The sequence below is a fragment of the Halegenticoccus soli genome (assembly GCF_002844195.1).
In the GTDB taxonomy this organism is placed as follows: Archaea; Halobacteriota; Halobacteria; order Halobacteriales; family Haloferacaceae; genus Halegenticoccus; species Halegenticoccus soli.
Genome location: NZ_PEND01000001.1, coordinates 532,256 through 558,511, shown reverse-complemented (window position 1 = coordinate 558,511; position 26,256 = coordinate 532,256). Strand labels below are relative to the sequence as shown.

Below are 26,256 nucleotides of genomic sequence, written 5' to 3'. Positions count from 1 at the left end.
CGATTCGAGTCGACCCCGCCGGTAGTCGACGCCCACGCGCCCGAGTGCGGGAGGGAGGCCCCGGGCGCGCCTCGCCGCATTGTCACCCCAGGAACACAATATACATACGCTTGACCGACGGAAGTCGGAAGCATGCCGCGAAACGAATATCAATCCAAACTCTCTGCGCTCCGCAGCGACGTGCTGTACATGAGCGAAGTCGTCGCCGAACGCCTCCGGATGGGGCTCGACGCGCTCGAACAGAAGGACGAGCGCCTCGCCGAGGAGGTGATTCAGGGCGACGGCGAGGTCAACCGGATGTACCTCGACCTCGAACAGGACTGCATCGACCTCATCGCGCTCCAGCAGCCCGTCGCGGGCGACCTCCGCTTCATCGCCTCCTCGTTCAAGATCATCACCGACCTCGAACGCATCGCCGACCTCGCCACCAACCTCGGCGGCTACGCCATCGACGCCGAACGGGACGTGTTCCCCGACGTCGACGTCCAGCGGCTCGGCGACTACACGCTCGACATGCTCGATCAGGCCATGGAGGCCTACGAGGCCGACGACGCCGAGGAGTGTTACGCCGTGGCCGCGCGCGACGACGACCTCGACGCGATGTGCGAGGCCGCGAGCGAGATCGTCGTCCGGGACCTGATCGAGGGGAACCAGCTCGAAGGCGAGGACGACGAGGAGATCGAGTCGCTCATGCAGGACGTCTCGCGGCTGCTCCTCACGATCCGCGACCTCGAACGCGTCGGCGACCACACGGTCAACATCGCCGCGCGCACCCTCTACATGATCGAGAACGACGACGAGCTCATCTACTAGAACCTTTTACGCTGCGCTCGGCCGCTTCGCGGCCTCGCTCGGCAAAAGGTTCATCAAAAGCGCTCCTCCCTCACTTCGTCACGGCGAAGCCGTGACTCCGTTCGGTCGTCGGCCCGCTCGCTTCGCTCGCAGTACGACTCCTCGGGCTTACCGCACCGCCGCCCTGCCGCCTGACCAACGCTTAATCGCCCGGGGGCCCCACCCGGTCTATGGACGTGGCGATCCTCACGGTCGGCGACGAACTGCTGGCCGGGGACACCGAGAACACGAACGCGACGTGGCTGGCGCGGCGGTTGACCGAGCGCGGCGCGACGGTGAGGCGGATTCTCACGGTGCCCGACGACGAGGGCGTCATCGCCGAGACGGTGCGGGAGTGGAGCGGCGCGTACAGCGCGGTCGTCGTCACCGGCGGGCTGGGCGGGACGCACGACGACCTGACGATGGACGGCGTGGCGGCCGCGTTCGGTCGCCCGCTCGTCGTGAACGAGGAGGCCAGGGCGGACGTGCTCGAAACGGTCGCCGCGTTCCGGGAGTCGAACCCCGAGCTGGCCGAGGCGTACGACCTCGAAATCGACGCGGACGCCCAGGCGTCCATTCCGCAGGGGAGCCGCCCCCTTCTCAACCCCGCCGGGCTCTCGCCGGGGTGCGTGACCGAGAACGTGTACGTCCTGCCCGGAATCCCCGAGGAGATGCGCGCGATGTTCGAACTCGTGGCCGACGAGTTCGGCGGCGACGGCGTCTCCGAGACGCTCTTCACGCCCGCCCCGGAGGGCGCGGTGACGAAGCAACTCGCCGAGGTCCGAGACCGGTTCGACGTGGCGGTCGGCAGCTATCCGACGCGCGGCGACGAGTACAACCGCATCAAGGTGACCGGGCGGGACGCCGAGTCCGTCCGCGCCGCGGTGACGTGGCTGCGCGAGCGGGTGGAAATCGTCGAGAGCGAAGACACGGGGGGGAAGTAAGGCTTCAGCGACCGTAGGCGTCGAGCAGTTCCCACTCCTCGCGCATCAGTTCACGGACGCCGCGTTCGAGGATCCCACCCCCGAGCGACGTCGCGCGGTAGTACGAGTAGAGTCCGTCCGCGCCGCGCTCCTTTCGCTTTCGGTTCTCGACGAGGCCGACGTCCACGAGTTCGTCGAGGTGGTAGTGCAGCGTGTTCGACTCGACGCCCAGCCGTTCGCGCAGTTCCTTCGCGCTCTGGGGGGCCGTGCTCTGTCAACGCGTCGAGGATCCGAAAGCGCGTCTCGTTGCCGATCGACCGCTGCATGGCGAGGTAGTCCGACAGCGAGAGGAGGCTGTGGTCGGGGAGCAGGGCGGACGACGTACGCTCGCACGATCGTCTGGGACCGGTCATGATCGCGAAATGTACTCGACGCGGATAAACGTTCACCGGCTCATCGATAGCTGAGTAGGTCTGTGTCCGCGTACTCGGCCCGCTCGCGCCGCGCGGCGCGAGCGGGCCGAGGAACCCTCGAGGGTGCGGCGTCGCCGCGCCCGAGGGGGTGACGAAGCGCTTTTGATGAACCTTTTACCGAGGGAGCGCGCCTACGGCGCGCGACCGCAGCGTAAAAGGCTCATTGGAAGCCGATCCGCCCGCCGCCGCGCTCGGCGAACTGGTCGCGCGCGCCGCCGCGGAAGCGGTCCTCCATCTGCTCGTAGTAGTCCATGATGTCCTCGTTGATCGTCGGGCGGACGTTCTCCATCGCCTTGCGGAAGTGCCGCATCTCGACCTCGTCGGCGTCGGGGTCCTCGCGGAGCGCCTCGATCGCCGCCTCGCGGGCGATGCTCTGGAGGTCGGAGCCCACGTACCCCTCGGTGATCTCCGCGATCTCGCGCAGGCTCACGTCGGGGGCGAGCGGGCTGTCCTGCGTGTGGATCTTGAGGATCTGCTCGCGGCCCTCCGCGCTCGGCTCGCCGATCATCACCAGGCGGTCGAACCGACCGGAGCGGATCAGGGCGGGGTCGATCATGTCCGGGCGGTTCGTCGCGCCGATGACCATCACGTCGCCCATCTCTTCGAGCCCGTCGAGCTCCGTGAGGAGCTGGTTGACGACGCGCTCGGAGACGTTGTTGCCGACCTCCTGACCGCGGCTCGGCGCGAGGCTGTCGAGCTCGTCGAAGAAGATCACCGTCGGCGACACCTGCCGCGCCTTGCGGAAGGTCTGCCGGATCGCCTTCTCCGACTCGCCGACCCACTTCGACAGCAGCTGCGGGCCGCGCACCGAGATGAAGTTGGCGTTCGTCTCGTTGGCGACCGCCTTCGCCATCAGCGTCTTGCCGGTGCCCGGCGGGCCGTACAGGAGCACGCCCTTCGGCGGCTCGATGCCCATGCGATCGAACTTGTCGGGGTCCGAAAGCGGCCACTCGACGCTCTCTTTGACCTGCTGTTTGGCGTCCTCGAGGCCGCCGACGTCGTCCCAGCTGATCTTCGGAAGCTCGACGAGCACCTCGCGCATCGCGCTCGGCTCCACCTCGGCGAGCGCGCCCCCGAAGTCCTCGCGCTTCACGATCATCCGATCGATGAGGCTCGGCGGGATGTCCTCCTCGTCGAGATCGATCTCGGGGAGGTACCGCCGCAGCGCCTTCATCGCCGCCTCCTTGGTCAGGCTCTCGATGTCCGCGCCGACGAAGCCGTGGGTTTCGTCGGCGAGGTGGTCGAGGCTCACGTCGTCCGACAGCGGCATGCCCCGGGTGTGGATCTGGAGGATCTCCTTGCGGCCCACCTCGTCCGGGACGCCGATCTCGATCTCGCGGTCGAACCGGCCCGGCCGGCGGAGCGCGGGGTCGACCGAGTCGACGCGGTTGGTCGCGGCGATGACGATGACCTGTCCGCGCGTCTCCAGCCCGTCCATCATGGTCAGGAGCTGGGCGACGACGCGGCGTTCGACCTCGCCGGTCACGTCCTCGCGCTTCGGGGCGATGGAGTCGAGCTCGTCGATGAAGATGATCGCGGGCGACTCCTCTTTCGCGTCCTCGAAGATCTCCCGGAGCTGCTGTTCGGACTCGCCGTAGTACTTCGAGATGATCTCCGGCCCGGCGATGGAGAAGAAGCTCGCCGAGGTCTCGTTGGCGACGGCCTTCGCGAGCAGCGTCTTGCCGGTGCCCGGCGGGCCGTGCAGGAGCACGCCCTGCGGCGGCTCGATCCCGAGCTTTTTGAAGATCTGCGGGTGCTTCATCGGGAGCTCGACCATCTCCCGGACGCGCTGGATCTCGTTCTGCAGGCCGCCGATGTCCTCGTAGGTGATGCCGCCGCCGGTCTTCTCGAACCCGGAGATGGGCTCCTCGCGGAGTTCGACCTCGGTGTCCTCGGTGATGAGGACGACGCCGCCGGGGTCGGTCTCGACGGCGATGAGGGGGATCGCCTGGCCGGGCGAGCGCATGAACGGGTGGTTCGTTGAGGACATCACGGGCACGATGTCGCGCTCGACGACCGGCCGCTTGAGGATCTGCCGCTTGACCATGCCCGCGGCGTCGGAGCCGAACTGCACGCTCGCCTCCTCCGGCGGCGCGAGCACGAGCCGGTTCGCCTTCTTGGCCTCCGCCTTCCGGATGGTCACGCGCTCGCCGATGCCGACGTCGGCGTTCTGCCTGGTGAAGCCGTCGATGCGGACCGTGTCGGTGTTCCAGTCCTGTCGGTCGGCGCGCCACACCTTCGCCGCCGTCGTCTCACCGCCTTCGATCTCGATGATGTCGCCCGGCGAGAGCTTGAGATGGAGCAGCGTGTCCGGATCAAGACGGGCGATTCCGCGACCCGAGTCGTTCGGGTACGCCTTCGCCACTTCGAGTTGGACTTCGTTCATGATTCAGTTGCGGGGATTAGTGATTTCTCGGCGACGGCACAGGATAAGTTCTTTGCTACCGCCACCGTCCGAGCGTCGATTGTCATGTAGTAGCACTGTGCCTCGCTAGCCTCTTAATCCCTACCCTCACCTGGGGAGGGCGAGGCTTTTGTCTCCCGCGATGTCTTCTCGGGTATGCGCACGCTTGCCTTCGACGGCCGCATGGGCGCGAGCGGCGACATGCTCCTCGGCTCGCTCATCGCCGTCGGCGCCGACCCCGACGCGCTCTCCGCGGTCGAGAGCGCGCTCGACGTCCGGTACGAGATCGGCGGAACCGAGAAGAACGGGATCAGCGCGACGACGGTCGACGTGCTGCTCGCCGGCGACACGGCGGCCGAGGCCGACAACGCGGGGACCGAGACCCGCACCGAACGGAACAGCCCGGATCGGGATCACGAGCACGAACACGGAAACGGCGGGCACCACGAGCACCACCATCCTCACGAACACGCTCATCCCCACCCTCGCGGCCACGACGATCACGGTCACACCCACGACCACGACGAGCACGGACGTTCTCACGACCACCCCCACGACCACGATCACTCTCGCGGGAGCGACGGACGGGGCGACGATCGGGTCCGCGCCGAGGGCCACGGTCCCCACCGGTCCTACCCGGAGGTCGTCGGGATCGTCGAGTCGATGGATCTCCCGCCGGCGGTCGAGTCGGACGCGCTCGCCGTCTTCGAACTCCTCGGCGAGGCGGAGGCCGCGGTCCACGGGACCGACCTGACCGAGACGCACTTTCACGAGGTCGGAGCCGACGACGCCATCGCGGACATCGTCGGCGCGTGCCTCCTCCTCGACGACCTCGGCGTCGACCGGGTCGTCGCGACGCCGGTCGCGGCGGGCGGCGGCGAGGTGTCCATGAGCCACGGCCGCTACCCGGTTCCGACGCCCGCGGTCGTCGAACTCGCCGAGCGGGCGGACTGGTCGCTGAAGGGCGGACCGGTCGAGGCGGAACTGCTGACGCCGACCGGCGCGGCGATCCTCGCGCACGTCGCCGAGGGCGTCGACTACCTCCCGCCGCTGCGGGTCGACGCCGCGGGGTACGGCGCCGGCGGCTACGACTTCCCCGAGCACCCGAACGTGCTCCGGGCGCTCGTCGGCGACGGCGGGGGCTCGCTCGTCCGCGACGAGATCACCGTGCTGGAGACGAACCTCGACGACGCCTCCCCGGAGGTGCTCGGCGGGCTCCAGGAGAGCCTCGCGGCGGTCGGCGCGCGGGACGTGTCGATCCTCCCGGCGACGATGAAGAAGTCCCGGCCGGGCCACCTCGTGAAGGTCGTGGCGAAACCCGAGGACGCCGAACGCGTCGCCCGCCGCCTCGCCGAGGAGACGGGGACGCTCGGGGTCCGCGAGCACGGCGGCGGTCACCGGTGGATCGCCGCGCGGTCGTTCGAGGCGGCGACGCTCTCGGTCGACGGGCGGGAGTACGAGGTGTCGGTCAAGGTCGCGAGCGACGCGGCCGGCGAGGTGTACGACGTGAGCGCCGAGTACGAGGACGCTGCCGCGGTCGCCCGCGAGACCGGGTTGCCGGCGCGCGAGGTGATGCGCCGAGCCGAGGCGCGCGTCGCGGACGAGGGGGTCGCGGACCGGAAAAGCGCGAACGGAGAGAGCGCGGAGGAGATCGCCGACGAAGACGACGCGGACGACTAGTCGAGGCCGTCGAGGAACGACCGGATCGGCGGCACCAGATCCGGTCCCAGTTCCTCCTGTACGTAGTGGCCGACGCCGTCGTAGCGGCGGACGTCGGCGTCCGGGAACAGCCCCTCGAACGTTCGGAGCTCACGCGGCCGGAACGCCGGGTCCTCCATCCCCCACGCGAGCAGCGCCGGGAGGTCGGCGATAGCCCCGCGACCCTCCCAGAGCGCCGCGAGCCAGGGCGTCGAGTCGACGATGCACCGCGGGAACACCCAGGTTCCGATCCGGCGGTCTGGATCGTCGAACGGCCGCCGGTACTGCTCGTGGACGGCGCGCGGGAGTTTCGAGCGGTCCGCGAACGCAAGCGGCATGACCACTCGCGTGAAGAAGTCGTACCGCTCGCAGAGGACGCGCCCGACCGGGCCGCCGGCCGCCCAGCTGAATGCGCGGAAGTGCCGGTCGTCGCGCACCGGCCACGCGAACGAGTTCATCGCGACGAGCGCGCGGACGTTCTCCGGTCGGTCGAGGGCGTACGAGAGGCCGATGGGTCCGCCCCAGTCCTGCACGACGAGGGTAACGTCGGCGAGGGCCAGCGTCTCGACGAACTCCCGGACGACGGCGGCGTGGTCCTCCGGTCGGTAGGAGAAGCCCGCGGGCGCCTCCGAGAGACCGAACCCGAGGTAGTCGAGCGCGACGCACCGGTGTTCGTCCGAGAGGCCGCCGACGAGGTGGCGGTAGAGGAACGACCAGGTCGGATTGCCGTGAAGCATCAGGAGCGTCTCGCCTTCGTCGGTGGGACCTTCGTCGACGTAGTGGACGGCGCCGGCGTCGAGACCGAGGCACTTCGACGCGAAGGGGTACGCGCTCCGGTCCAGCCAGCTCGCGTCTATCGGATGTGCGGACGCCTGATCGGATCGCCGTCCGGCCGTCCGACCGCCGGCGTCCCCGCCAGCCGAGAAACTCATGGCGGAATTACGACGCCCGCGGGGATCAACCCACCGCGGGGATCCCGCCGCGTCTCGACGGATGCGGCCCGGCGAGCGTCCTCAGCGTTCCCGCTCGCCGCCGGCGTCGTCGCTGCCGTCGCCGCGATCCGCCGGGTCAAGACCCTCGCCGTTACCGCGATCCGGGTCGCGATCGTCGCCGCCGTCGCGGACGCCGACCGGTCGCCCGCGGTGCTCGTCCAGCGCCTCGTCGATCGTGAGTTCGCCGGCGGCGACCCGGCGGGCGAGCGCCTCGTCGATGGTGCGGTTGTCGCCGGACGCCCGCCGCGAGCGGTCCTTGATGCGCTGGAGTTCGCCGGCCGTCGGGTCGATCTCCCGCGAGTCGACGCGCTCGCCGGGGATCCGGGCGATGTTGACGGCCGCGAGCACGTCGCCCATGCCCCGGGTGCCCGCGCCGAGGTACGGCGTCGTCCCCGTCTCGTCGACCAGTTCGACCGGCGCGCCGTCGAGGTCGTTCACGATCTGCGCGCCCTGGAGCCGAGCGCCGTCGCCGACGCGCACGACCGGATCGACCGCGTCCGCGACCTCCCGCTCGATGACGTCGACCGCGTCGGCGAGCGGGACGTGGAAGGCCGCGACGACCGCGTCGTCGACGAGCACCGCGATCCCGGGGCGGGTCCCCGGGTCGACGCCGACGACCGTCCGGCCGCCCTCCCCGCGCAGGTGCGTCAGCGCCTCCTCGACGGCGCGGCGGGCGTCGTCGGGGGTCGCGACGACGCGTTCGACTTCGATTTCGGGGTCGGGCTCGGAATCGCCCTCGGCCGCCGGGATCTCCACCTCGTCGTCCGGCGCGGTGACGAGCACGCGGGTCCCCTCGGGGAGGTCGTCGCCGGGGCGGATCGTCGTGAACGACACGCCGCGGTCGCGGAGTTCGGTGACGATCTCGTGGTACAGCTCGAAGTCCTCGGTGGCGACGACGATCACGGGGTGGGAGTTCGTCAGGGTCGAGGTAAAACCTACGGGCGGGCGGCGTCGGGGGACGGGCCGCCGCCGATGGTGTGGCCTCCGGCGGTGGCGGTCGCCGATGGTGTGACCTCAGACGGTGGCGGTCGCCGGCGTTTCGTCCCCCGTCGACGGAGGCGGAACGCGCCGCGCGACGACCGGACCGGGGGGTTTTTCCGCGGACCGCGCCAACTCAGCCCGTGAGCGAGTCACTCACCACCGGCTGTGAATCCCTCGACGGGCTGCTGGCGGGGGGGCTCGAACGCGGCACCGTCACCCAGGTGTACGGACCGCCCGCCGCGGGCAAGACGAACCTGGCGCTGACGGCCGCCGTCGAGGCCGCCGTCGACGGCCGATCCGCCGTCTACATCGACACCGAAGGGCTGTCGATCGACCGCTTCCGCCAGCTCATCGAGGCGCGCGTCGACGGCGACGAGGGCGCGTTCGAGGAGGTCGCCTCCCGGCTCATCGTCACCGAGGCGTACGACTTCGAAGAGCAGGAGGAGGCCGTCCGCGACGCCGCCGAGTTCGCCCCGGAGGTCGACCTCATCGTCCTCGACAGCGCGACGGGCTTTTACCGCCTGGAGCGGACGGCGGAGGGCGACGACGGGGAGGCGCTCCGCCGGGTCGCCCGCCAGGTGACGCACCTTCTGTCTCTCGCGCGGAAGCACGACCTCGCGGTCGTCGTCACGAACCAGGTGTTCACCGATCCGGACAGCGACCGCACCAGGCCGCTGGGCGGGCACACGCTCCAACACTGGACCGGGGCCGTGGTGCGCCTCGATCGGTTCCGCGGCGGCAACCGCCGCGCGACGCTGGAGAAACACCGCGCCAAGCCCGCGGGGGAGATCACCACGTTCCGGATCACCGGGTCGGGGATGGAAGACGCGGACGAGATCTGACGGGGTCGAAGCCGGCGGGGACGGTGGCCCGGCGAGGCGTCGACCGTCGCGCTCAGAGTTCGCCGAGCTTCCGGAGGAGCTGTCCGCGGTACTCCTCGTCGCTGTTGATGCCCTTCAGTTCGAGGACGTTGCGCTCGAGCTTGTCGAGCGCGACGCGGAACGCGTGCTCCGCGCCGTACCCCTCGCCGGAGCCCGCGACCTGGCCGTGGCTCGTGCGGATTCGTATCTGACACTGGATCAGCGGCGTCCCGCGGAGCTTCTCCTTGTGCTCGTGGAAGCGCACGTGAGCGTGGTGGACCCGCATCTCCTGGTACTTGTCGACGACCTGGAGGATGCTCTCGACGAGCTCCTCGCGGGACATCGTGTCGAGCAGCCCGATGTTCGTGATCTGCACGTCCATCGTGTCCCGCTCGGTGTACGTGAGCGCGCGGAGCACGTCGGTCTTCGTGAGGACGCCGATGACCTCCGCGTCGCTGTCTGCCGGGGTGACGACGAGACCGGCGATGTCCTTCTCGAACATCCGTTCGACCGCCTCGCGGACCGACTCGCCGGGGTTCGTCGTGAAGACGGGGCTCCGCATCAGGTCGTAGACGGGGAGATCGAGCATCCGGTCGATGTCGCCGGAGCGGTCGCCCTTGCCCTGGCGGTGCATCTTGCGCGTCACGAAGTCGACGATGTCGTGGGTCGTGAGGATGCCCGTGAGCTTGCCGTTCTCGTTGAGCACGGGGAGCCGAGAGATGCCGTGTTCCCGGAGCCGGTTGATCGCCTGGCCGAGGCGGTCCTCTTCGCCGATCGTGACCACGTCGGCGGTGTAGATCTGCTCGACGGTGAGCGCGTCGAGGTTCTCCAGGACGGCTTCGAGGATGGCGTCGGTGGTGACGATCCCCCACAGGTTGTCGCCCTCGAACACCGGGGCGATCTGGGTGTCGCCCTCGATGAGCATCCGGGCGGTCTCGCGGACGTCCTCGTACCGGTCCACGCGCGGAGCGGACTTCATGAACGCGGCCGCCTTGGTCTGGTCCTCGATGTGGGACTGGATAAGCTGCTTCTCCGCGATGACGCCCGCGTACTCGCCATCGTTCAGAACGACCAGCCCCTTCGGGTTCTCCCGCTCGAAGATCGAGCGGACTTTCCCCAGGCGCTGGTCGGCGTCGACCGTGACGAACTCCGGGATGGCGATCTCAGTGATGTCCATAGTCCAAGTTCCACCTACTCTCTCGGCCGTCTTGAAAGTTGTTTCCGTCCAGGCCCGCGGAGTCGGTTGATTCGCCCGATCCGGACGGACGCGGGCGGCGAACGAAAAACGCGGAGAACTATGGTCCGTCCCGTCCGAAGAATCAACGACACCGCCGTCGCCCTCGACGGCGGGGAGGCACGGTCCATGCACTACGTCGACGCGGTTCCACTCCTGCACGGGGCCGATTTCGGTCACGCCGCGTACCTCGCGGCGGCGATCGCCACGCACGGCCTGATAGGGTACACGCTCGCGACCGTCGCGACGGACGCGCCGCCCGCGGTCGGCGCTCTCGCCGGCGTCGCCGCCGACGTCGACCTCCTCTTCCCCCACGCGTGGCCGTTCCCGCTCGTCCACCGGGGGGTCACGCACACGCCCGCGGTCCTCCTTTTGGCGCTCGCGGCGCTGTACGTCGGCGGCGTCGGGCGCGACGCCCGGACCGCCGTCGGCCTCGGCTACCTCTCGCAGCTCGTCGTCGACTCGTTCACGAAGAGCGGCGTGATGTGGCACTACCCGATCGTCCCGTCGTCATACGGCGTCGCGCTCGGGATCCACTCCCCGGCGCAGACAGCGGCGGTGTGGGCGGTCGCGCTCGGCGCGCTGGTCGCGCGGCGGCGGAGTTCGGCCGGGAGCGATCCCGCGGAGCGGATCCACCGGTGAGCGACGCGCGCGGAGATTTGGGTCAGAATCGGGTGAAAGTTCGAAAAATCGTCTTGAGTGCGTTCGACGAACAGCCGGTGTCCGCCGAACGGCGGAAGCGCACCCATGCCCGAACACGACACCGCAGACGACACGGGACGCACAGCGCGCGAATCAGTCGGTACTTCCGTCGACCGCACGTCGCGGCGGCGGTTCCTCACGGTGGCCGCGTCGGCCGGCGCGGCGCTCGCGTTGGGCGGCACGGCGATCGCCCAGGAGGACGCGCCGTCGGCGGACGTGACCTTCGAGGACCAGACGACGGACGGGAAGACCGTCGCGGTCGCGTCGGTGACGCTGTCCGAGGGCGGCTTCGTGGCGATCCACGACGAGCGGCTCCTCGACGGCGACGCGCTCGGAAGCGTCGTGGGCGTCTCGGAGTACCTCGACGCCGGGGCCCACGAGGACGTCGAGGTCCACCTGTTCGACGTGAAGGGCGCGGAGTTCGAGACGACGATGCTGGAGGGGGATCAGACGCTCATCGCCATGCCGCACCTCGACTCGAACGGGAACGGCGAGTACGACTTCGTCGCCACCGGGGGCGCGGAGGACGGCCCGTACACCGCCGACGGCGAGGCGGTGATCGACGACGCGAAGGTCGCGGTCGAGGCCGGCTCGTCGGCAGAGCCGACGGCGGAGGTCTGCTTCCGGGACCAGGAGTCCGACGGAAAGACGGTCGTGGTTCACGAGGCGATGCTGTCCGACGGCGGCTTCGTCACCATCCACGACGCGACGCTGCTCGACGGCGAAGTGTTCCAGAGCGTCGTCGGCGTTTCGGAGGCGCTCGACGCCGGAACCCACGAGGACGTCGAGATCCACCTGTTCGAGGGCGTCCCCGGCAGGGAGTTCGAGACGGAGATGCTGGAAGAGGACGCGACGCTCATCGCCATGCCGCACTTCGACTCGAACGGGAACGGCGAGTACGACTTCGTCACCTCCGAAGGCGCGGAGGACGGTCCGTACGCGGCGGACGGCGAACCGGTCGTGGACGACGCGACGATCGCGGTGACGCACGGCTGCTGAGGGGCGGTCGGATCGCCGTTCGGGAGGGAGGGCCGTCGCTCGCGGACGAAGTGGGAAGCCGGCTACGGGGTTACAACGCGTTCGAAGCGGCCTCCTCCTTCCACTCGTTCCACTTCCGGAGCTCTCTCTCGCCCCGATCGGTGATCGAGTAGGAGTTCGTCCGCCGGTCGATCGTCCCCTTTTCGATGTACCCCCGGTCGAGAAGCGTGTCGAGGTTCGGGTACAACCGACCGTGGTTGATCTCCCCCGAGTACACGGTTTCGAGCTCCTCCTTTACGTCCTGGCCCGACGGTTCTTCTGATCCCGCGATCACGACGAGGAGATCGCGCTGAAACCCGCTGAGTTCGAACATTGAAATAGAATAAGAAACCCGCGTAGCTATTGTTATTCACCCGTTTTTCGCCGTATCCCGGTCGTACTCCGCGTGAAAAAGTCGCGAACGCCACACCCGGACCGCGGACGACCGTCGGTATCGCCTGCGCCCGGACCGACGGCGAGCCGTCGGGGGATGATTCGGTCGACGTCATCGGCCCACGGCGCTGGGATCGCTCCCGGAGCGATCACGGGCGGAACCGACGGAATCCGAGCGCGAATTGGCTCGGATTAAATCGATTAAACTAAGATAATTTGTCCTTAATTTCTTTGTTATGGTCGAGAACCAATACGGCGAGTGCGACGTGTGCGGCGGCAGCGAGGAGAACGCGAGCGACATCTACGTCCACGAGATTCGACGAACCCTCACCGTCTGCTATCACTGTCACATCACCTCGGCGTGGCGGCGCGACCGCGCGTGACGTCGGTAGTCCGATAGAGAGCATCGCCGGAAAGCCGGCGATTCCCGACCTCAGTACGCCTCTTTCGCGACGAGGTCGCCGCTGTCGTCGCGGACGTAGATCGTGTCTCCGCCGTTGTTCCAGACCGCCGATCCGGAACCCCAGTACAGTTCCGTGGCCGAGTCGGTTCCGCTCCCCGTGTAGAGCGTCACTTCGGCACCGGGTTCCAGGGTGAAGCCTTGCGGGAAGCGGTACGTGTGGTCGGCCTCGTCCGAGACGGACCAGCCGCTCAGGGCGAGCGTCGAATCGCCGGTGTTCTCGAAGACGACGTACTCCCCGTTCAGATTGTCGTGGTCGTTTCCGGGCGCGTCCTCGCGGATTTCGGACACAGTCAGCTCGCCGGCCGATCCGCCATCGGGAATCGGCGTGGACGTCGGCGCTGGCGTCGGGGTCGGCGTTCCGACGTCGCGGCACTCCCAGACCCCGGCTCCCCGCTCCTGCGCCTTCGCTTCGGCCGCGTAGAATCGGTCGCGCTCCTCGAACTGGCTGTCGTACACCCGCGCGTAGCCCTCGTCGACGAGCCGGTAGTTGAACGACCGGCCGTCGTGCTCGACGTACACGAGCAGGCGGCCGTAGTATCCGCGCTTCCCCTCGTTCTCGTCGTAGGAGATCGTCGCCTCCTCGCCGAGCAGCCGCTCGCGAGCGAACGCCGTCGCGGCCTCGCCGCGCTCTCGAAGGCACCGCTCGCCGGCGTCGGTGTTCGGGACGCCCTCGAACTCCTCGGGGTCGTTCTCGCCGTACGTCTCGGGGGTGTCGACGCCGAGGAGGCGGGCCGTCTCCCGCGTTCCGTCCGCGAACCGGAGCTTCAACGTGTCCCCGTCGACGACCTCGACGACCGTCGCCCGGCGCGCGTCCGCGCCGCTCGACGGCGGCGCTTCGTCGCTCGACGCGTCGGAGTCGGCGGCGGTCTGCGTCTCCTCCGTCGGGGGTGCGGACTCCGTCTCGGAGCCGGACGCCCCCGCCGACGGCCCCCTCGTCTCCGTCGACGCGGCCGTCGACTGCGGGGAGCTGGCGTCGTTCGGCGACGGCGGTCCCTCCGACGATGACGACGTCTCGGATCGGTCCGCCGCCGGCGTACCGGAGGCCGACGAGTCCGACGCCGACTGATCCGATACCGACCGATCCGACGCCGGGGCGCTCGAAGAGGACGGGGTCCCCGTCGACGACAGCGTCGACGTACCGGCGGCGTTCCGGTCGGAGGCTTCGGCCGTCCCGGTCTCCGGCGCGTCCGAAGCCGGCGTTTCGGCTCCCGTCCCGTCCGACGGAAGCCCGGCGGCGAGAACCGCGAGCGCGACGGCGACGTACGCGAAGGCGACGACGCCGGTTTTCAGCCCGCCGCCCCTGCTGATCCCGGGCGCGCGGGCGAGCCGATCGGCGAGTCCGTACCGGTTCGTCCCGATCGCCCACGCGAGCGCGAACGGGAAGAGTAACAGATACCCGATCGCGACGGCGGCGTTCCGTCCGGTCGCCCCGGGTTTCATCCCGGGGATCCGCTCGGCGAAATTCACGGTCGCAACCAGACAACCACGGTGGATAAACACTTTTCATATTTTAACTGGTAGTTTGAAGTATACGTAATAAGACCTGATACGAGTAGTTCACGTCCGGCGGCCGCGGTCGGGATGCCTGATAGACCCCGTTCTCCGATCGCACCTACGGACCCGTCTCCGACGGGCGACGCGGTCCGAGCGATCGGCCGGGTGCGGCCGAACCGCGGCTTTCGAGCGCCCCGGCGCCCGGGCTACGGCTCCTCCGTGACGTCCAGGATCACCTCGTCGGCTTCGAAATCCTCGACGAACGCGCCGCCGCCCCCGACGGTGACGACGCCGTCGGCGGTTTCGAGAACCAGGGAGTTCTCGACCGGAAAGGAGTTGTTCGCCGGAGCGAGCAGCCCCTGGCGCACGTCCACGAGTCGCCCGCCCAGTTCGGCGGGATCGCCCTCGGGGAGTCGCCTCCCGCGCACGCGAACGAAAAGCGGTGTCTCCGATCGATGGTGGAGCGTCGCCTGCAGTACCGCGTGTCGGAAGTTGCGGTACGTTCGCGGGAGCGACGCCGCCTCGGTCGCGTACACCTCCTCGGCCATCGGCCAGTAGTTCCCGAGGAACGAGCCGACGATGACCGGACCCAGCCGTCGTTCGGAGAACAGGATCGCCCTCGCGTCGCTGTTCGTGCGAACGACCATCTCGGTCGGCGCAACCAGCCCCACGCGGCGATCGACGGTCAGCATCGTCGGCATCGGCTCCGTCCACGCGCGCACGACGCTCGCGATCCCGTCGAAGTCGAGTTCCGACTGCGGACCGACGCCGGTGACGACGAGCAACACGAGCACGCCGCGGTCGACCGCGGCCTCGAGCTCCTCTGCGACCTCGCCGAGGTGCGCGTTCGGGATCGACAGCGTCACCTCGTCGTCGGCGTCGTCGATGTGGCTCCGGATCCGCTTCAACACGGTCACGCGCGATTTGATGACTTCGAACCGATCGTCCGCCGGTTCGGTCTCCGAGTACCGCGCTTCGAGCGCCGGCTGCATCGTCTCGAGGTCGCGGCTCAGCGCGCCGACGACGTCCGCGGGCGGGTTCGCGCGGATGGTCGTCGGGACCACGTGATCGTTCACCGAGACGAAGCCCCGGTCCTCGAGCGTCTCGCTTATGCTGTACACGTAGCGCTTGGAGACGCCGGCGGCGTCGGCGATGGTGCTCGCCTTCGCTTCACCGTGCTCCAGGATAGTCAGATACGTGTCTATCGCTTTTCCGGAGAGCCCGAACTGCCGGAGAAGATCCGCGAGCGCCGTGTCGTTCATACGCGTACCAATTCAGGACTCTATTTACATCGGTCGGTCACGAGAGGCGCGCCGACCGGGGGAATCGGCGCACCGGCGTCGGGCGCGACGCCGGAAATCGCGCCGCGGCAGGGTCGTCGGGGATCGAACGGGGATCGAATGGGAACCGAACGGGGATCAAATTTGTGAACGACTTTTACATCACGCTTATATCCCTGCGGCGACGTTCGTCTCTCGATGCAATTGCGCGACGCCCTCGACGACTACAAGCGCAACGAGGGGCACGACACGCGGTTTCCGGGCGAGCGCCGGTCGACCCATGGGCTGTTTTCGGGGCTCGGCGGCCGGCTCGTCCACGTCGACCGAGACGGGTCGCTCCGCGACTTCGGGTATCCGCTGACGGGATTGAACGGCGTCGAACGCTCCCGATTCGGGCTTCGACGCGGCGGCGAGGTGACGTGGTTCGACGAGTTCGCGGTCGGCTCGCAGGCGTACCACGGCGACACCGCGCTCGTCGTGACGGAACACGTCGGCGAAGACGAGGCCGTGGTGCAGTACGATCTCGCGCTGGGCGACGCGCACCTGACGCGGTTCGAGTGCGGCGACGAGGCGCGCGACGCCGACGCGGAGCTCGTCGCGTACCTCGACCTCGCGCCGAACGCGCAGGACACCCGAATCGGGCAGCTTCGCCACGAGGACGCCATCGAGGTGTACCACACCGACGAGCACGACTTCGTCGGATCCGCCACCGGATTCGCGGAGGTTCGGGGACAGGTGCCGGCGCGGTTCGAGGAGGTGCTCGCCGCCGATCCCGTCCGCCTGCCGCGCCCGCTCTCGGAGGATCGCTACGAGGAGGACCGCCTCAGCGGCGGCCTCGTCGTCTTCCTCCCGCTCGAATCCGGCGGGTCGACGCTCGTGACGCTCCTCACGAACGAAACCGAGACGCCGCGCGAGCGGGCGCTGGCCCGGATCGCCGAGCTGACAGAGGCGTACGACGACGTCGACACGCTCCGGCGGGCCGCGGCCGCCGAGACGCCGGTCGAGGTACCGTCGGACCTTCCGTACGACGGCGCGTTGACGACCGATCTCAGGGTGTTGGGGCTGCTGTCGGCCGAAACCGGTCTCCGAATCGCCGGCCCCGACTTCGACCCGCACTTCGCTCACTCGGGCGGGTACGGCTACACCTGGTTCCGCGACGACGCCGAAATTTCGCTGTTCGTCCGCGACGCCGCCGAGCACTTCGGCCTCTCGCTCGACGGGTGGACCGCGCGTAGCGCCCGGGCGTACGTGGCGACCCAGCGCGACGACGGGACGTGGCCCCACCGCGTCTGGCCGTTCGACGGCAGTCTCGCGCCCGGCTGGGCGAACGGTCGCCTCGAAGCGGGTGACGATCTCGACTACCAGGCCGACCAGACCGGGAGCGTCATCGCGTTCCTCGCGGCGGTGCTCGACGACGTCGACGGCCGACTCGAAGCGGAGATCGAGGCGGCGCTCGTCGCGGCGCTCGACGGACTGGACGACACGCTCGCCGACGACGGTCGCCCGGTCGCCTGTCAGAACGCCTGGGAGGACATGATCGGCCGCTTTTCCCACACGACGGCGACGTTCCTCGAAGCGTACGCCGCGCTCGCGGCGACCGACCTCCGCGACGGCGACGCGGCGGCTCGGGCGGCCGATCGGGCCCACCAGGTGTACGAGAGCGTCGACGATCTGTGGGTTCCCGAACGGGGCGTCTACGCGCTCCGGGAGTACCACGAGGACGCCGAGAACGGCGCGTACGCGGCTGGAGACCTGGACGAGCGGTACGACTCCGCCGCGCTGGCGCTCGCGAGCGCGCACCTGACGTACGCGCGGGTCGGCGAGGTCGACGACGAGCGGATAGCGCGGCTCGTCTCGCACGTCCGTGAGACCGTCGACGGTCTGTGGCACGAGTCCGACGAGGGCGACGTGGCCGGGCTCGTCCGCTACGAGGGCGACGAGTGGAGACGGCGCGGGCAGGAAAGCGAGAAGGTGTGGACCGTCTCGACCGCCTGGGGCGCTCACGCCGCGGCGAGTCTCGCCGCGCTGCTCTCGGAGCGCGGCGACGACCGCGCCGCCGAGTTCGCCGGAATCGCCCGCGAACTGCTGGCGCTCGTCCTCCCCGACGGCCCGCTCTGCGCGGACACCGGCTACCTCCCCGAACAGCTGTTCGACGACGGCACGCCGGACAGCGCGACGCCGCTCGGGTGGCCGCACGCGCTCCGACTGGCGACGGTGGCGCTGATGGACGAGCGCGGAATGCTCGGCGGCACCGGCGGCACCGACGATATCGACGGCGTCGACGCCGACGAGGCGACCGTCCCGGCGACCGAGTAGCGTCGGTTACGCCGACGGCGCCGGCGTCGGCTCCCCGCGTTCGAACGCGAGCGACCCGCCGCTCCGAGCGTCGAAGAGGTGGACGTCCGACTCGTCAAAGCCGACGTAGATGACGTCGCCCGGGTCGGGTTCGACGTCGGAGTCGACGCGGGCGATGAAGTCGTCGCCGAGATCGAGGTAGAGGTAGTTGTCGCTGCCGACCGGTTCGACGACTTCGACGGCCGTCTCGATACCCGACGCCGGTTCGGCGGTGAACACGTCCTCGGGTCGGACGCCGAAAGTGAGCGCGTCGCCGTCCGATATCGACGGGTAGTCGGCCGCCGGGAGGCGGTACTCGAACCGCCCTGTCCCGTCGGAGAGGCGGACTTCGTCGCGCGTCACCGCCGCCCGAACGTCGACGAAGTTCATCGACGGCGAGCCGACGAAACCGCCGACGAAGCGGTTCGCCGGGTTCTCGTACACGTCCGTCGGCGCGCCGGTCTGCTGGAGTTCGCCGTCCTTCAGGATGACGATGCGGTCGCCCATCGTCATCGCCTCCTCCTGGTCGTGCGTCACGTAGATGGAGGTGATGCCGAGCTCGTTCTGCAGTCGCTGGATCTCGGTCCGCATCGTCGTCCGCAGCTTCGCGTCGAGGTTCGACAGCGGTTCGTCGAAGAGGAAGACGTCGGGTTCGCGGACGATGGCGCGCCCCAGCGCGACGCGCTGTTTCTGCCCGCCGGAGAGTTCGCCGGGCTTGTCGTCGAGCAGGTCCTCGATTCCCATCATCTCGGCCGTCTCGCGGACGAGTTCCTCCCGCTCGGCCCTGGGGAGGTCGGTGCTCATCCGAAGGCCGAACGCCATGTTCTGCCTGACGGTCTTGTGGGGGTACAGCGCGTAGTTCTGGAACACCATCGCCACGTCTCGCTTGCGGGCGTGGACGTCGGTGACGTCGTCGCCGTCGATGAGGATTCGCCCCGATGTCGGCTGTTCGAGGCCGGCTACCATCCGCAGCGTCGTCGACTTCCCGCAGCCGGACGGGCCGACGACCGTGACGAACTCCCCGTCTTCGACGTCCAACGAGAGGTCGTCGACGGCGACGATCCGGCCGTTGTCGAACTCCTTTCTGATACCATCGAGCGTGACAGTTCCCATTGTCTCCACGAGTGGAAATCCCGGAGTCTAATTCTTGCCCTCCCGATTCGATTTGTGAAGTACGATTTCGTACCGAATATACGACCGAGCGGCCAGACCGGTTTCCGAGAGCTCAACCGGTGTAATCCCGCGTCTCCGTTTTCCCGGTTGTCCACCCGTCCGGGAATAAAAACGGCGAATCGGCGCTTTCACGCCCTCAGCGCCCCGAAACGGAGCGTGACGAAAGATCGTGTCATACCCGAAGGTTTAATATGTGAACTAATTATTCATCCGATATTCACGCATGACAACGAATCGCAGAACGGTGCTCAAGAAGGTCGGCGTCGCGGGCGCGCTCGGCGCGCTCTCCGGGTGCGTCAGCGTACAGGAGCAGGGATCGGACGGTTCGTCCGGCGACGGAAGCGGCTCCGGTTCGTCCGGCCCGTCCGGCACCGCGACGGTGTGGTACTCGCTGTCCGAGTCGGAAAAGGACGAGCGCGAAGCGGCGATACGGCGGTTCGAGGACGAGACGGGCCACAGCGTCGACCACTCGGACATCTCGGACATGGCGAAGAAGACGACGAGCGCCATCCCCGCCGGACAGGGCCCGCACACCTTCGAGTGGGCCCACGACTGGGTCGGCGACTACTCCGAGCGCGGGTTTCTCGTCGACCGGAGCGACCAACTGAACGTCAGTCTCGACGAGTTCACCGAGGCGGCCGCGGACGCCGTCCAGTTCGAGGGGAACGTGTACGGCCTCCCGCACGACGCGGAGACGGTGGCGCTCATCTACAACGCGGACGTCGTCGACGAAGCGCCGGAGACGGTGGCGGAGATGAAATCGGCGATGGAGGAGTTCCACGACCCGGGGAGCAACCAGTACGGGCTGGGGTACCCCTTCGCCGACCCCTACTTCCTCAGTGGATGGCTACAGGCGTTCGACGGCTACCTCTTCGACCCGGAGCGCGACGACGAACTCGGCGTCGACAACCCGGCGACGATCCGGGGCGCGGAGTTCGCCGTGGAGAACTTCAACCCCTACATGCCGAACGATCCCGAGTACGAACCGCAGTCGTCCGCCTTCGCCGAGGGCAACGCCGCGTTCGCGTTCAACGGCCCGTGGTACCTCTCCACCCTCAACGAGAAGGACGTCAACTACGAGGTCGCGACGCTTCCGACTCCCGAGGGCGGAAGCCCCACCCCCTACACGGGCGTCACGATGTGGTACTTCGCCAAGGGGATGGAGGACGGCGGCGACGACGCGGCGGCCGCGTTCGACTTCGTCGAGTGGTACGCGACGAACGAGGACCTCATGCTGCGGAACGCCGAGGAGCAGGGGAGCATCCCGGTCCTCGAAAGCCTCGTCGAGGGCGACGAGCTCCCCGACTCGGTACAGGGGTTCTCCGAAACCGTCCAGCAGGGGGTCCCGATGCCGAGCGACCCGAAGATGAACAAGGTGTGGGACCCGGTGAAGAACGCGCTCACCAAGATGTTCAACGGCGACGCCGAGCCCGAATCGGCGATGAAGCAGGCCGCGAACGAAATCCGCAGTAACTGGGGGTGAGCGCGCTCGTGAGCACCGTTTCGCGCGTCGCCCGCCGCGTCGAGGAGGTCCCCTTCCTCGACAGACGAGACGCGTCCCTCCTGTTCGTCCTCCCCGGGTTGTTCGTCTTCTCGGCGTTCATGCTGTTCCCGGTGCTGTACCTCGTCGGCATCTCCTTTACGAACGCCGAGCCCGCGAACCTGTTCGCCGGCGAGGGTGCGCTGGCGGTGCTGACGTTCGGCGAGGCGACGTTCGTCGGGCTGGAGAACTACGTCAGCGTCCTCACCGATCCGACGTTCTGGAACTCCTTCGGCGTGACGTGGCTGATCGTCGCGACGAGCGTCACGCTGAAGCTGATTTTGAGCGTCGGCATCGCGCTCGTCGTCACTGGCGACCGGGTGCGCGGCAAGCGCCTCATGCGCTCTCTCATCATCCTCCCGATGGGGCTGCCGGCCATCTTCACCATCACGGTGTGGCGCGGCATCTTCAGCTCCGCGGAGTTCGGCCTCGCGAACCAGATACTCCGCTCGCTCGGGATGGGGACCGTCTCGTGGCTGAGCGAGCGCTGGATGGCGTTCGTCGCCTACAACGTCACCGAGGCGTGGCTCGCCTACCCGTTCATGGTCATCATCACCGTGAGCGCGCTGCAGGACGTCCCCGAGGAACTGCACGAGGCGGCGATGGTCGACGGCGCGGGCTACGTCTCGCGGTTCCTCCACGTGACGCTCCCCTCGATCAAGCGCCCGGTGCTTTTCGCCTCGATTCTGACGGCCGCGGCGTCGTTCCAGCAGTTCCTCATCCCGTACGTGTTCAACGAGGGGGGACCGGCGCGGCAGAACGAGCTCGTCGTCGTCTACGGGTACCGCGAGGCCTTCTCGTTCGCCGAGTACGGCGAGGGCGCGGCCATCTCCATCATCGCGGTCGCCTTCATCGGGGCGTTCATGTGGCTGAACGTCAAGCGCGGGAAGCTCGCCGACGGGGTGAGCGACTCGTGAGCCTCCTGAGCGGGGTCGGACGAAAGCTGAAGGAGGACGCCCGGAACGCCGCGTCGGCGCCCGTCGAGGTCGCGCGCGGTATCAGGTACACCGTCGGCGGCGTCCGCCGCGGCGAGATCCCCCCGTCGAAGCCGCTGAAGACGGTCGGCGCGACCCTCGGGGCGCTGCTGCTCGTCGCGGGGTTGATGTTCCCGATCTACTGGATCCTGATGGCCGCGCTCTCCGGTTCCGGCGGGTCGATCTACTCGTCGGGCGGGCTGCGGTTGCTGCCCGACGACCCGTCGCTGCGCCCGTTCCTCTGGGTCGTCGGCGACCTCGTCGTTCCGGCGTACGCCGTCGCCGTCAACGTCCCGCTGACCGACCTCGCGGTGGTGTTCGAAACCCCCGAGATCGTCTTCCTCGACGTCTCCGACTACGGCGTCGAGGGGGCCTCGGAGTTCAAGCGGTTCTTCTGGAACAGCCTCACCGTCTCGATTCCGACGGTCGCCATCGCGATGTGCCTCATCGTGCCGGCGTCGTACGCGCTGTCGCGGCGGAAGTTCATCTTCCGGCGGAAGATCCTGTTCACCTACGTCCTCCTGACGCAGGTCGGCGGCGGCCTCGGCATCGCGCTGCTCATCGGCCTCTACGCCGTGTACGTGCAGATCGGTCTCAACGACAGCAAACTCGCGCTCGCCGTCTACTACGCGGCGACGGCCGTCCCGTTCAACACGTGGCTGTTGAAGACGTACATGGACGGGATCCCGGTCTCCTACGAGGAGGCGGCCGTCGTCGACGGCGCGCCGCCGTGGCGCGTCGTCACGGAGGTCATCATCCCGCTGTCGGCGGCGGGGCTCGCGACGGTGTTCATCTTCACGTTCCTCACGGGGTGGACGGAGTTCGTCGTCGCCCAGACGCTGCTGTCGACGGAGAACTACACGCTCCCGGTGGGCCTGTTCTCGCTGGTCAGCGAGTACTCCATCCCCTGGGCGCGCTTTTCGGCGTTCGCCCTCACGTTCGCGGCCCCCATCGTGCTCGTCTACCTGTTCGCACAGCGGTACATCGAGGGGGGACTCTCCTTCAGCGGCATGGAGGGCTAGCGGCCGACGATCTCGACCGGCTCGCGGACGGTACGTCGCCCTCCTTCGGCCGCGACGGACCGGATGTCGGAGTGTTTCTCAAATTGGTCCGATTAATTAATACCTTATTTATTGGCTAGGAAATAGTTATAAACGTTGTACGAATTAGTTCTACATAGATTACGATGACATTCGATCGTCGAACGTTCCTCAAGGCACTCGGTCTGGGTACGGTCGGTCTCGTCGGCACGACGAGACCGCGGAAAAAGCGGATCTGGCGTTCGTCGCACAGACGGCGAGAGCGGCCGCGGCGGACCCCGGTAGCAGCGTCGACTACGCGGACGACGTCATCTACCAGATCGTCACTGACCGCTTTCTGGACGGCAACTCGGCCAACAATCCGGACGGAGAACTCTACAGCAGCGGCTGTTCGAACCTGCGGAAGTACTGCGGCGGCGACTGGCGGGGGATCGTCGAGAAGATCGAGGACGGGTACCTGACCGGGATGGGAATCACGGCCGTCTGGGTGTCCCCGCCGTTCGAGAACGTCACCTCGGTCGACTCCGACGCCGGAACGTCGTACCACGGCTACTGGGCGCGGGATTTCAAGGATCCGAACCCGTTCTTCGGTGACGCGGCCGCGTTCGAGGGGCTGATCGACGCGGCCCACGACAACGGCATCAAGGTCGTGATCGACTTCGTCCCGAACCACACCTCCCCGTCGACCGCCGACGGCGAACTCGAAGACGGGGTGCTCTACGACGACGACGCGTACGTCGCGTCCTACAGCGACGATCCGAACGGGTACTTCCACCACAACGGCGGGACCGATTACTCCAGCTACGAGGATCAGATCTACCGCAACCTGTACGACCTCGCCGACTTCGACCAGCAGGAGGCGTACGTCGACCGGTACCTGAAGGACGCGGTCAAGCAGTGGCTGGACGCGGGTATCGACGGAATTCGAGTCGACGCCGTCGCTCACATGCCGCCCAAGTGGCAGAAGACCCTGATGGACGTGATCTACGACCGCAGGCCGGTTTTCACCTTCGGCGAGTGGTTCCTCGGCGCGGACGAGTACAACCGGCGCTACTACGACTTCTCGAACGACAGCGGGATGAGCCTGCTCGACTTCCGATTCGGCCAGGAGATACGGCAGGTGCTGCGGGACTTCACCGACGACTGGTACGGGTTCTGGGACGTGCTCCGGGAGACGGCCGACGAGCACGACCAGGTCGTGGATCAGGTGCCGTTCATCGACAACCACGACATGGCGCGGTTCACGGTCGAGGGCGGAGAGACCGTCAACACCGACATGGCGCTGGCGGTGCTTTTGACTTCGAGGGGGACGCCGACCGTCTACTACGGGACGGAGCAGTACCTCACGGGCGGTGCCGACCCGGAGAACCGAAAGCCGATGCCGGCGTTCGACACCTCCACCACCGCCTACGAGGTGCTCTCGAAGCTCGCGCCGCTGCGTCAGTCGAACCCGGCCCTCGCCTACGGCGGTACCCGCCAGCGCTGGCTCAACGGCGACGTGTTCGTCTACGAACGCGAGTTCGGCGACAACGTCGCGCTGGTGGCGATCAACCGGAGTCGAGAGTGGTACGAGATAACCGACCTGTACACGTCGCTCCCCCCGGGCTCGTACGCCGACGTCCTGGACGGCGTGCTCGACGGGTTCGGCACGACCGTCAACGGCGACGGCTCGATCGACGCGTTCTCGTTCGGCCCCCAGACGGTGTGCGTGTGGGAGCACGCGGGGAACACGTCGGAACCCGCGCTCGGTCGCGTCGGACCGACGATGGGGCGGACGGGCCACACCGTCACCATCAGCGGCGAGGGGTTCGGCGACGTCGCCGGGACGGTCACGTTCGGCTCGACCGAGGCCGAGGTCGTCTCGTGGACCGACGCGCGAATCGAGGCGACCGTCCCGCCGCTCGCGGGAGGGTACTACGACGTCACCGTCGTCGACGCCGACGGCGCGCAGAGCGACGCCTTCGAGGGGTTCGAGGTGCTGACGGCCGAGCAGGTCTCCGTCCGGTTCGTCGTCGACAACGCGGAGACAGCGATCGGAGAGAACGTCTACCTAGCGGGGAACGTCCACGAGCTGGGCGAGTGGGACGCGGCTCGGGCCGTCGGGCCGTTCTTCAATCAGGTCGTCCACGAGTACCTGACCTGGTACTACGACGTCAACGTCCCCGCGGGGACGTCCATCGAGTTCAAGTTCGTCAAGATCGACGGCGACGGGACCGTGACGTGGGAATCCGGCTCCGACCGCCAGTACACGACGCCGAGCGACTCGACCGGCGAGTACGTCGGCGACTGGCGGACGTAGCGGCCGGGAGGGGGGGCGGCGGACCAGTCGGGTGACGCCGGACGGTCGAGAAGCGGCCGCGGGCGGAACGTTCGCCGCGGTCGCAACGCTCCCGCGCTCACCGAGGCGAGATCCGCGCCGTCTCTACCACGGCGGCGGAGTCGTCGACGGTCACGAGCAGCGTCTCGTCGCCGCGCCGGATCGGGACGCGGAGCCGCAGCGGGTCGTCCGAGGCGACGGTCACGTCGCCGTCGTCGAGGCAGAAGTCGAACTCCCAGAACGGGCGCTCGCCGAGGCGGACCCCGTGATCGTGGAAGAACGAGACGACGGCGGGATCGGCGAGCAGGCGGAGCCCGATCGTCGTGCCGATCGAGACGCCGCAGTCGCCGCACCGACTGACGGCCGGGTACGACAGGTACCAGTCCGGATCGACCTCGACGCGCGTCGCCGTTCGACCGCGGCAGTACGGACAGACGCCTTCGGAGGCCAGGGTGAAGTCCCGCCAGAGCTGCCTGGCGTACGCCCGAAAGAGGTCCGTCGGTTCGTGGGCGATCCGCGCGCGCGGCGGGAAGTAGCCCATGTGGACCGTCGTGGAGCAGCGCGGACACGCGACGAAGACGTTCTCGTCCTCGTATCGGGCGGAGAGCCCCTCGTCGCAGACCGGGCAGTCGGCGTCGATCGACGCCTCGACGGGCGACGGCGATTCGCCGAACCGCTCGTCGAAGACGATGTCGACGGCTTTCGCCCCGGCGGCCCGCAGCCGGTACGTCCCGTCGCGCTTCTCGACGAACCGCCCGAGAAGTTCCCCGAGGTGGTAGTTGAACCGGCCGCTGTCCTCGAACCCCGCTTTCTCCTGCAGGGCGGCGAACGGCAGCGTCTCGTGCTCCCAGAGCGCGAGGAGGATCGCGATCCGATTCTCGTCCGCGAGCGACCGGAACGCCGACGCCGCATGTCGGGCACTCGCGTCGTCGTCGGCGCTCGCGTCGGCCGTGAACTCGCCCATAGTTCGGATCGCGCGGCGCTCGGTAATGAGTGATGGTGTTCGACTCGAAGGCCCGGCCCGATCGCGTCCCGCGTCCGGTTGCGCCCCGCCGCCGGCGGCTTCGCGCCCCGCGCGCCGGCCGATCAGCACGGTGCCCCTCCCCAACGAGCGGCGGCAGAAAAAATCTTCG

Annotated in this window: 21 protein-coding genes and 1 pseudogene; 12 read left to right on the top strand and 10 right to left on the bottom strand. The window is 68.3% G+C overall.

Translation table 11 applies throughout. The features are described 5' to 3' along the window. The first annotated feature begins 132 nt into the window (after positions 1–132). Positions 133–813 carry a phosphate signaling complex protein PhoU gene (gene phoU / locus CNO20_RS02850; protein ID WP_101294499.1) on the top strand — a complete coding sequence of 227 codons (681 nt, stop codon included), beginning with the start codon at positions 133–135 and terminating at the stop codon, positions 811–813. A gap of 209 nt (positions 814–1,022) precedes the next feature. After that, on the top strand, positions 1,023–1,775 hold the full coding sequence (locus tag CNO20_RS02845; protein WP_101294498.1) for a competence/damage-inducible protein A: 753 nt from the start codon (positions 1,023–1,025) through the stop codon (positions 1,773–1,775). 4 nt (positions 1,776–1,779) lie between these two features. Here CNO20_RS02845 and CNO20_RS02840 read toward each other — a convergent pair. Beyond that, positions 1,780–2,167 (bottom strand): annotated as a pseudogene (locus CNO20_RS02840) (ArsR/SmtB family transcription factor). Positions 2,168–2,387: 220 nt separating this feature from the next. Next, complete coding sequence (locus CNO20_RS02835; protein WP_101294497.1) at positions 2,388–4,613, bottom strand: CDC48 family AAA ATPase; 2,226 nt, start codon at positions 4,611–4,613, stop codon at positions 2,388–2,390. Between the two features lie 174 nt (positions 4,614–4,787). On the opposite strand from CNO20_RS02835, the gene larC reads away from it, so the two are divergent. Continuing rightward, the gene (gene larC, locus CNO20_RS02830; protein ID WP_101294496.1) at positions 4,788–6,311 is read left to right on the top strand and encodes a nickel pincer cofactor biosynthesis protein LarC; all 1,524 of its coding nucleotides are present in this window, start codon (positions 4,788–4,790) and stop codon (positions 6,309–6,311) included. On the opposite strand, the gene CNO20_RS02825 is transcribed toward larC, so the two are convergent. Both CNO20_RS02825 and CNO20_RS02820 read right to left on the bottom strand, forming a co-directional pair. Then, positions 6,308–7,261 (bottom strand): alpha/beta fold hydrolase, encoded by a 954-nt coding sequence (locus CNO20_RS02825; RefSeq protein WP_101294495.1) that lies wholly within the window; start codon positions 7,259–7,261, stop codon positions 6,308–6,310. The genes larC and CNO20_RS02825 overlap by 4 nt on opposite strands. A gap of 81 nt (positions 7,262–7,342) precedes the next feature. After that, complete coding sequence (locus CNO20_RS02820) at positions 7,343–8,224, bottom strand: hypothetical protein (protein WP_101294494.1); 882 nt, start codon at positions 8,222–8,224, stop codon at positions 7,343–7,345. Between the two features lie 218 nt (positions 8,225–8,442). Here CNO20_RS02820 and radB point away from each other — a divergent pair, with 218 nt between their 5' ends. Beyond that, the gene (radB, locus tag CNO20_RS02815) at positions 8,443–9,144 is read left to right on the top strand and encodes a DNA repair and recombination protein RadB (RefSeq protein ID WP_101294493.1); all 702 of its coding nucleotides are present in this window, start codon (positions 8,443–8,445) and stop codon (positions 9,142–9,144) included. 52 nt (positions 9,145–9,196) lie between these two features. Here radB and CNO20_RS02810 read toward each other — a convergent pair whose 3' ends face one another. Beyond that, positions 9,197–10,339 (bottom strand): CBS domain-containing protein, encoded by a 1,143-nt coding sequence (locus CNO20_RS02810; RefSeq protein WP_101294492.1) that lies wholly within the window; start codon positions 10,337–10,339, stop codon positions 9,197–9,199. 120 nt (positions 10,340–10,459) lie between these two features. Between CNO20_RS02810 and CNO20_RS02805 the strand changes: the two genes are divergently transcribed. Both CNO20_RS02805 and CNO20_RS02800 read left to right on the top strand, forming a co-directional pair. Then, positions 10,460–11,038 carry a metal-dependent hydrolase gene (locus CNO20_RS02805; protein ID WP_101294491.1) on the top strand — a complete coding sequence of 193 codons (579 nt, stop codon included), beginning with the start codon at positions 10,460–10,462 and terminating at the stop codon, positions 11,036–11,038. A 105-nt stretch (positions 11,039–11,143) separates the two neighbouring features. Next, positions 11,144–12,097 carry a DUF7282 domain-containing protein gene (locus CNO20_RS02800; RefSeq protein ID WP_101294490.1) on the top strand — a complete coding sequence of 318 codons (954 nt, stop codon included), beginning with the start codon at positions 11,144–11,146 and terminating at the stop codon, positions 12,095–12,097. Positions 12,098–12,167: 70 nt separating this feature from the next. Here the strand turns inward: CNO20_RS02800 and CNO20_RS02795 are convergent, their stop codons facing one another. After that, positions 12,168–12,449: a PadR family transcriptional regulator gene (locus tag CNO20_RS02795; protein WP_101294489.1), complete on the bottom strand. Its 282-nt coding sequence runs from the start codon at positions 12,447–12,449 to the stop codon at positions 12,168–12,170. 295 nt (positions 12,450–12,744) lie between these two features. On the opposite strand from CNO20_RS02795, the gene CNO20_RS22875 reads away from it, so the two are divergent. After that, complete coding sequence (locus CNO20_RS22875) at positions 12,745–12,891, top strand: hypothetical protein (RefSeq protein ID WP_158237355.1); 147 nt, start codon at positions 12,745–12,747, stop codon at positions 12,889–12,891. Between the two features lie 50 nt (positions 12,892–12,941). Here CNO20_RS22875 and CNO20_RS23175 read toward each other — a convergent pair whose 3' ends face one another. Together CNO20_RS23175 and CNO20_RS02785 are read right to left on the bottom strand one after the other, a co-directional pair. Next, a complete protein-coding gene (locus tag CNO20_RS23175; protein ID WP_233203884.1) occupies positions 12,942–14,438 on the bottom strand; it encodes a lamin tail domain-containing protein in 1,497 nt (498 codons plus the stop codon). Between the two features lie 233 nt (positions 14,439–14,671). Continuing rightward, positions 14,672–15,727, bottom strand: coding sequence for a TrmB family transcriptional regulator sugar-binding domain-containing protein (locus CNO20_RS02785; protein WP_101294488.1), 1,056 nt, complete (start codon positions 15,725–15,727; stop codon positions 14,672–14,674). A 216-nt stretch (positions 15,728–15,943) separates the two neighbouring features. Between CNO20_RS02785 and CNO20_RS02780 the strand changes: the two genes are divergently transcribed. Further along, a complete protein-coding gene (locus CNO20_RS02780; protein WP_233203879.1) occupies positions 15,944–18,061 on the top strand; it encodes a DUF7997 domain-containing protein in 2,118 nt (705 codons plus the stop codon). Between the two features lie 6 nt (positions 18,062–18,067). On the opposite strand, the gene CNO20_RS02775 is transcribed toward CNO20_RS02780, so the two are convergent. Continuing rightward, the gene (locus CNO20_RS02775; protein ID WP_101294487.1) at positions 18,068–19,192 is read right to left on the bottom strand and encodes an ABC transporter ATP-binding protein; all 1,125 of its coding nucleotides are present in this window, start codon (positions 19,190–19,192) and stop codon (positions 18,068–18,070) included. A 283-nt stretch (positions 19,193–19,475) separates the two neighbouring features. Here CNO20_RS02775 and CNO20_RS02770 point away from each other — a divergent pair, with 283 nt between their 5' ends. The 4 genes from CNO20_RS02770 to CNO20_RS02755 all read left to right on the top strand — a co-directional run bounded on the left by CNO20_RS02770 (position 19,476) and on the right by CNO20_RS02755 (position 25,105). Next, positions 19,476–20,735 carry an extracellular solute-binding protein gene (locus CNO20_RS02770; RefSeq protein WP_101294486.1) on the top strand — a complete coding sequence of 420 codons (1,260 nt, stop codon included), beginning with the start codon at positions 19,476–19,478 and terminating at the stop codon, positions 20,733–20,735. An 8-nt stretch (positions 20,736–20,743) separates the two neighbouring features. After that, a complete protein-coding gene (locus CNO20_RS02765; RefSeq protein WP_101295008.1) occupies positions 20,744–21,709 on the top strand; it encodes a carbohydrate ABC transporter permease in 966 nt (321 codons plus the stop codon). Next, entirely contained in the window at positions 21,706–22,788 is a 1,083-nt protein-coding gene (locus CNO20_RS02760; protein ID WP_101294485.1) for a sugar ABC transporter permease, read from the top strand. The genes CNO20_RS02765 and CNO20_RS02760 overlap by 4 nt, the downstream gene beginning before the upstream one ends. 154 nt (positions 22,789–22,942) lie before the next feature. Further along, positions 22,943–25,105: an alpha-amylase family glycosyl hydrolase gene (locus tag CNO20_RS02755; RefSeq protein WP_449405036.1), complete on the top strand. Its 2,163-nt coding sequence runs from the start codon at positions 22,943–22,945 to the stop codon at positions 25,103–25,105. 97 nt (positions 25,106–25,202) lie between these two features. Here the strand turns inward: CNO20_RS02755 and CNO20_RS02750 are convergent, their stop codons facing one another. Further along, a complete protein-coding gene (locus CNO20_RS02750) occupies positions 25,203–26,087 on the bottom strand; it encodes an ArsR/SmtB family transcription factor (RefSeq protein WP_101294484.1) in 885 nt (294 codons plus the stop codon). Positions 26,088–26,256: the final 169 nt, after the last annotated feature.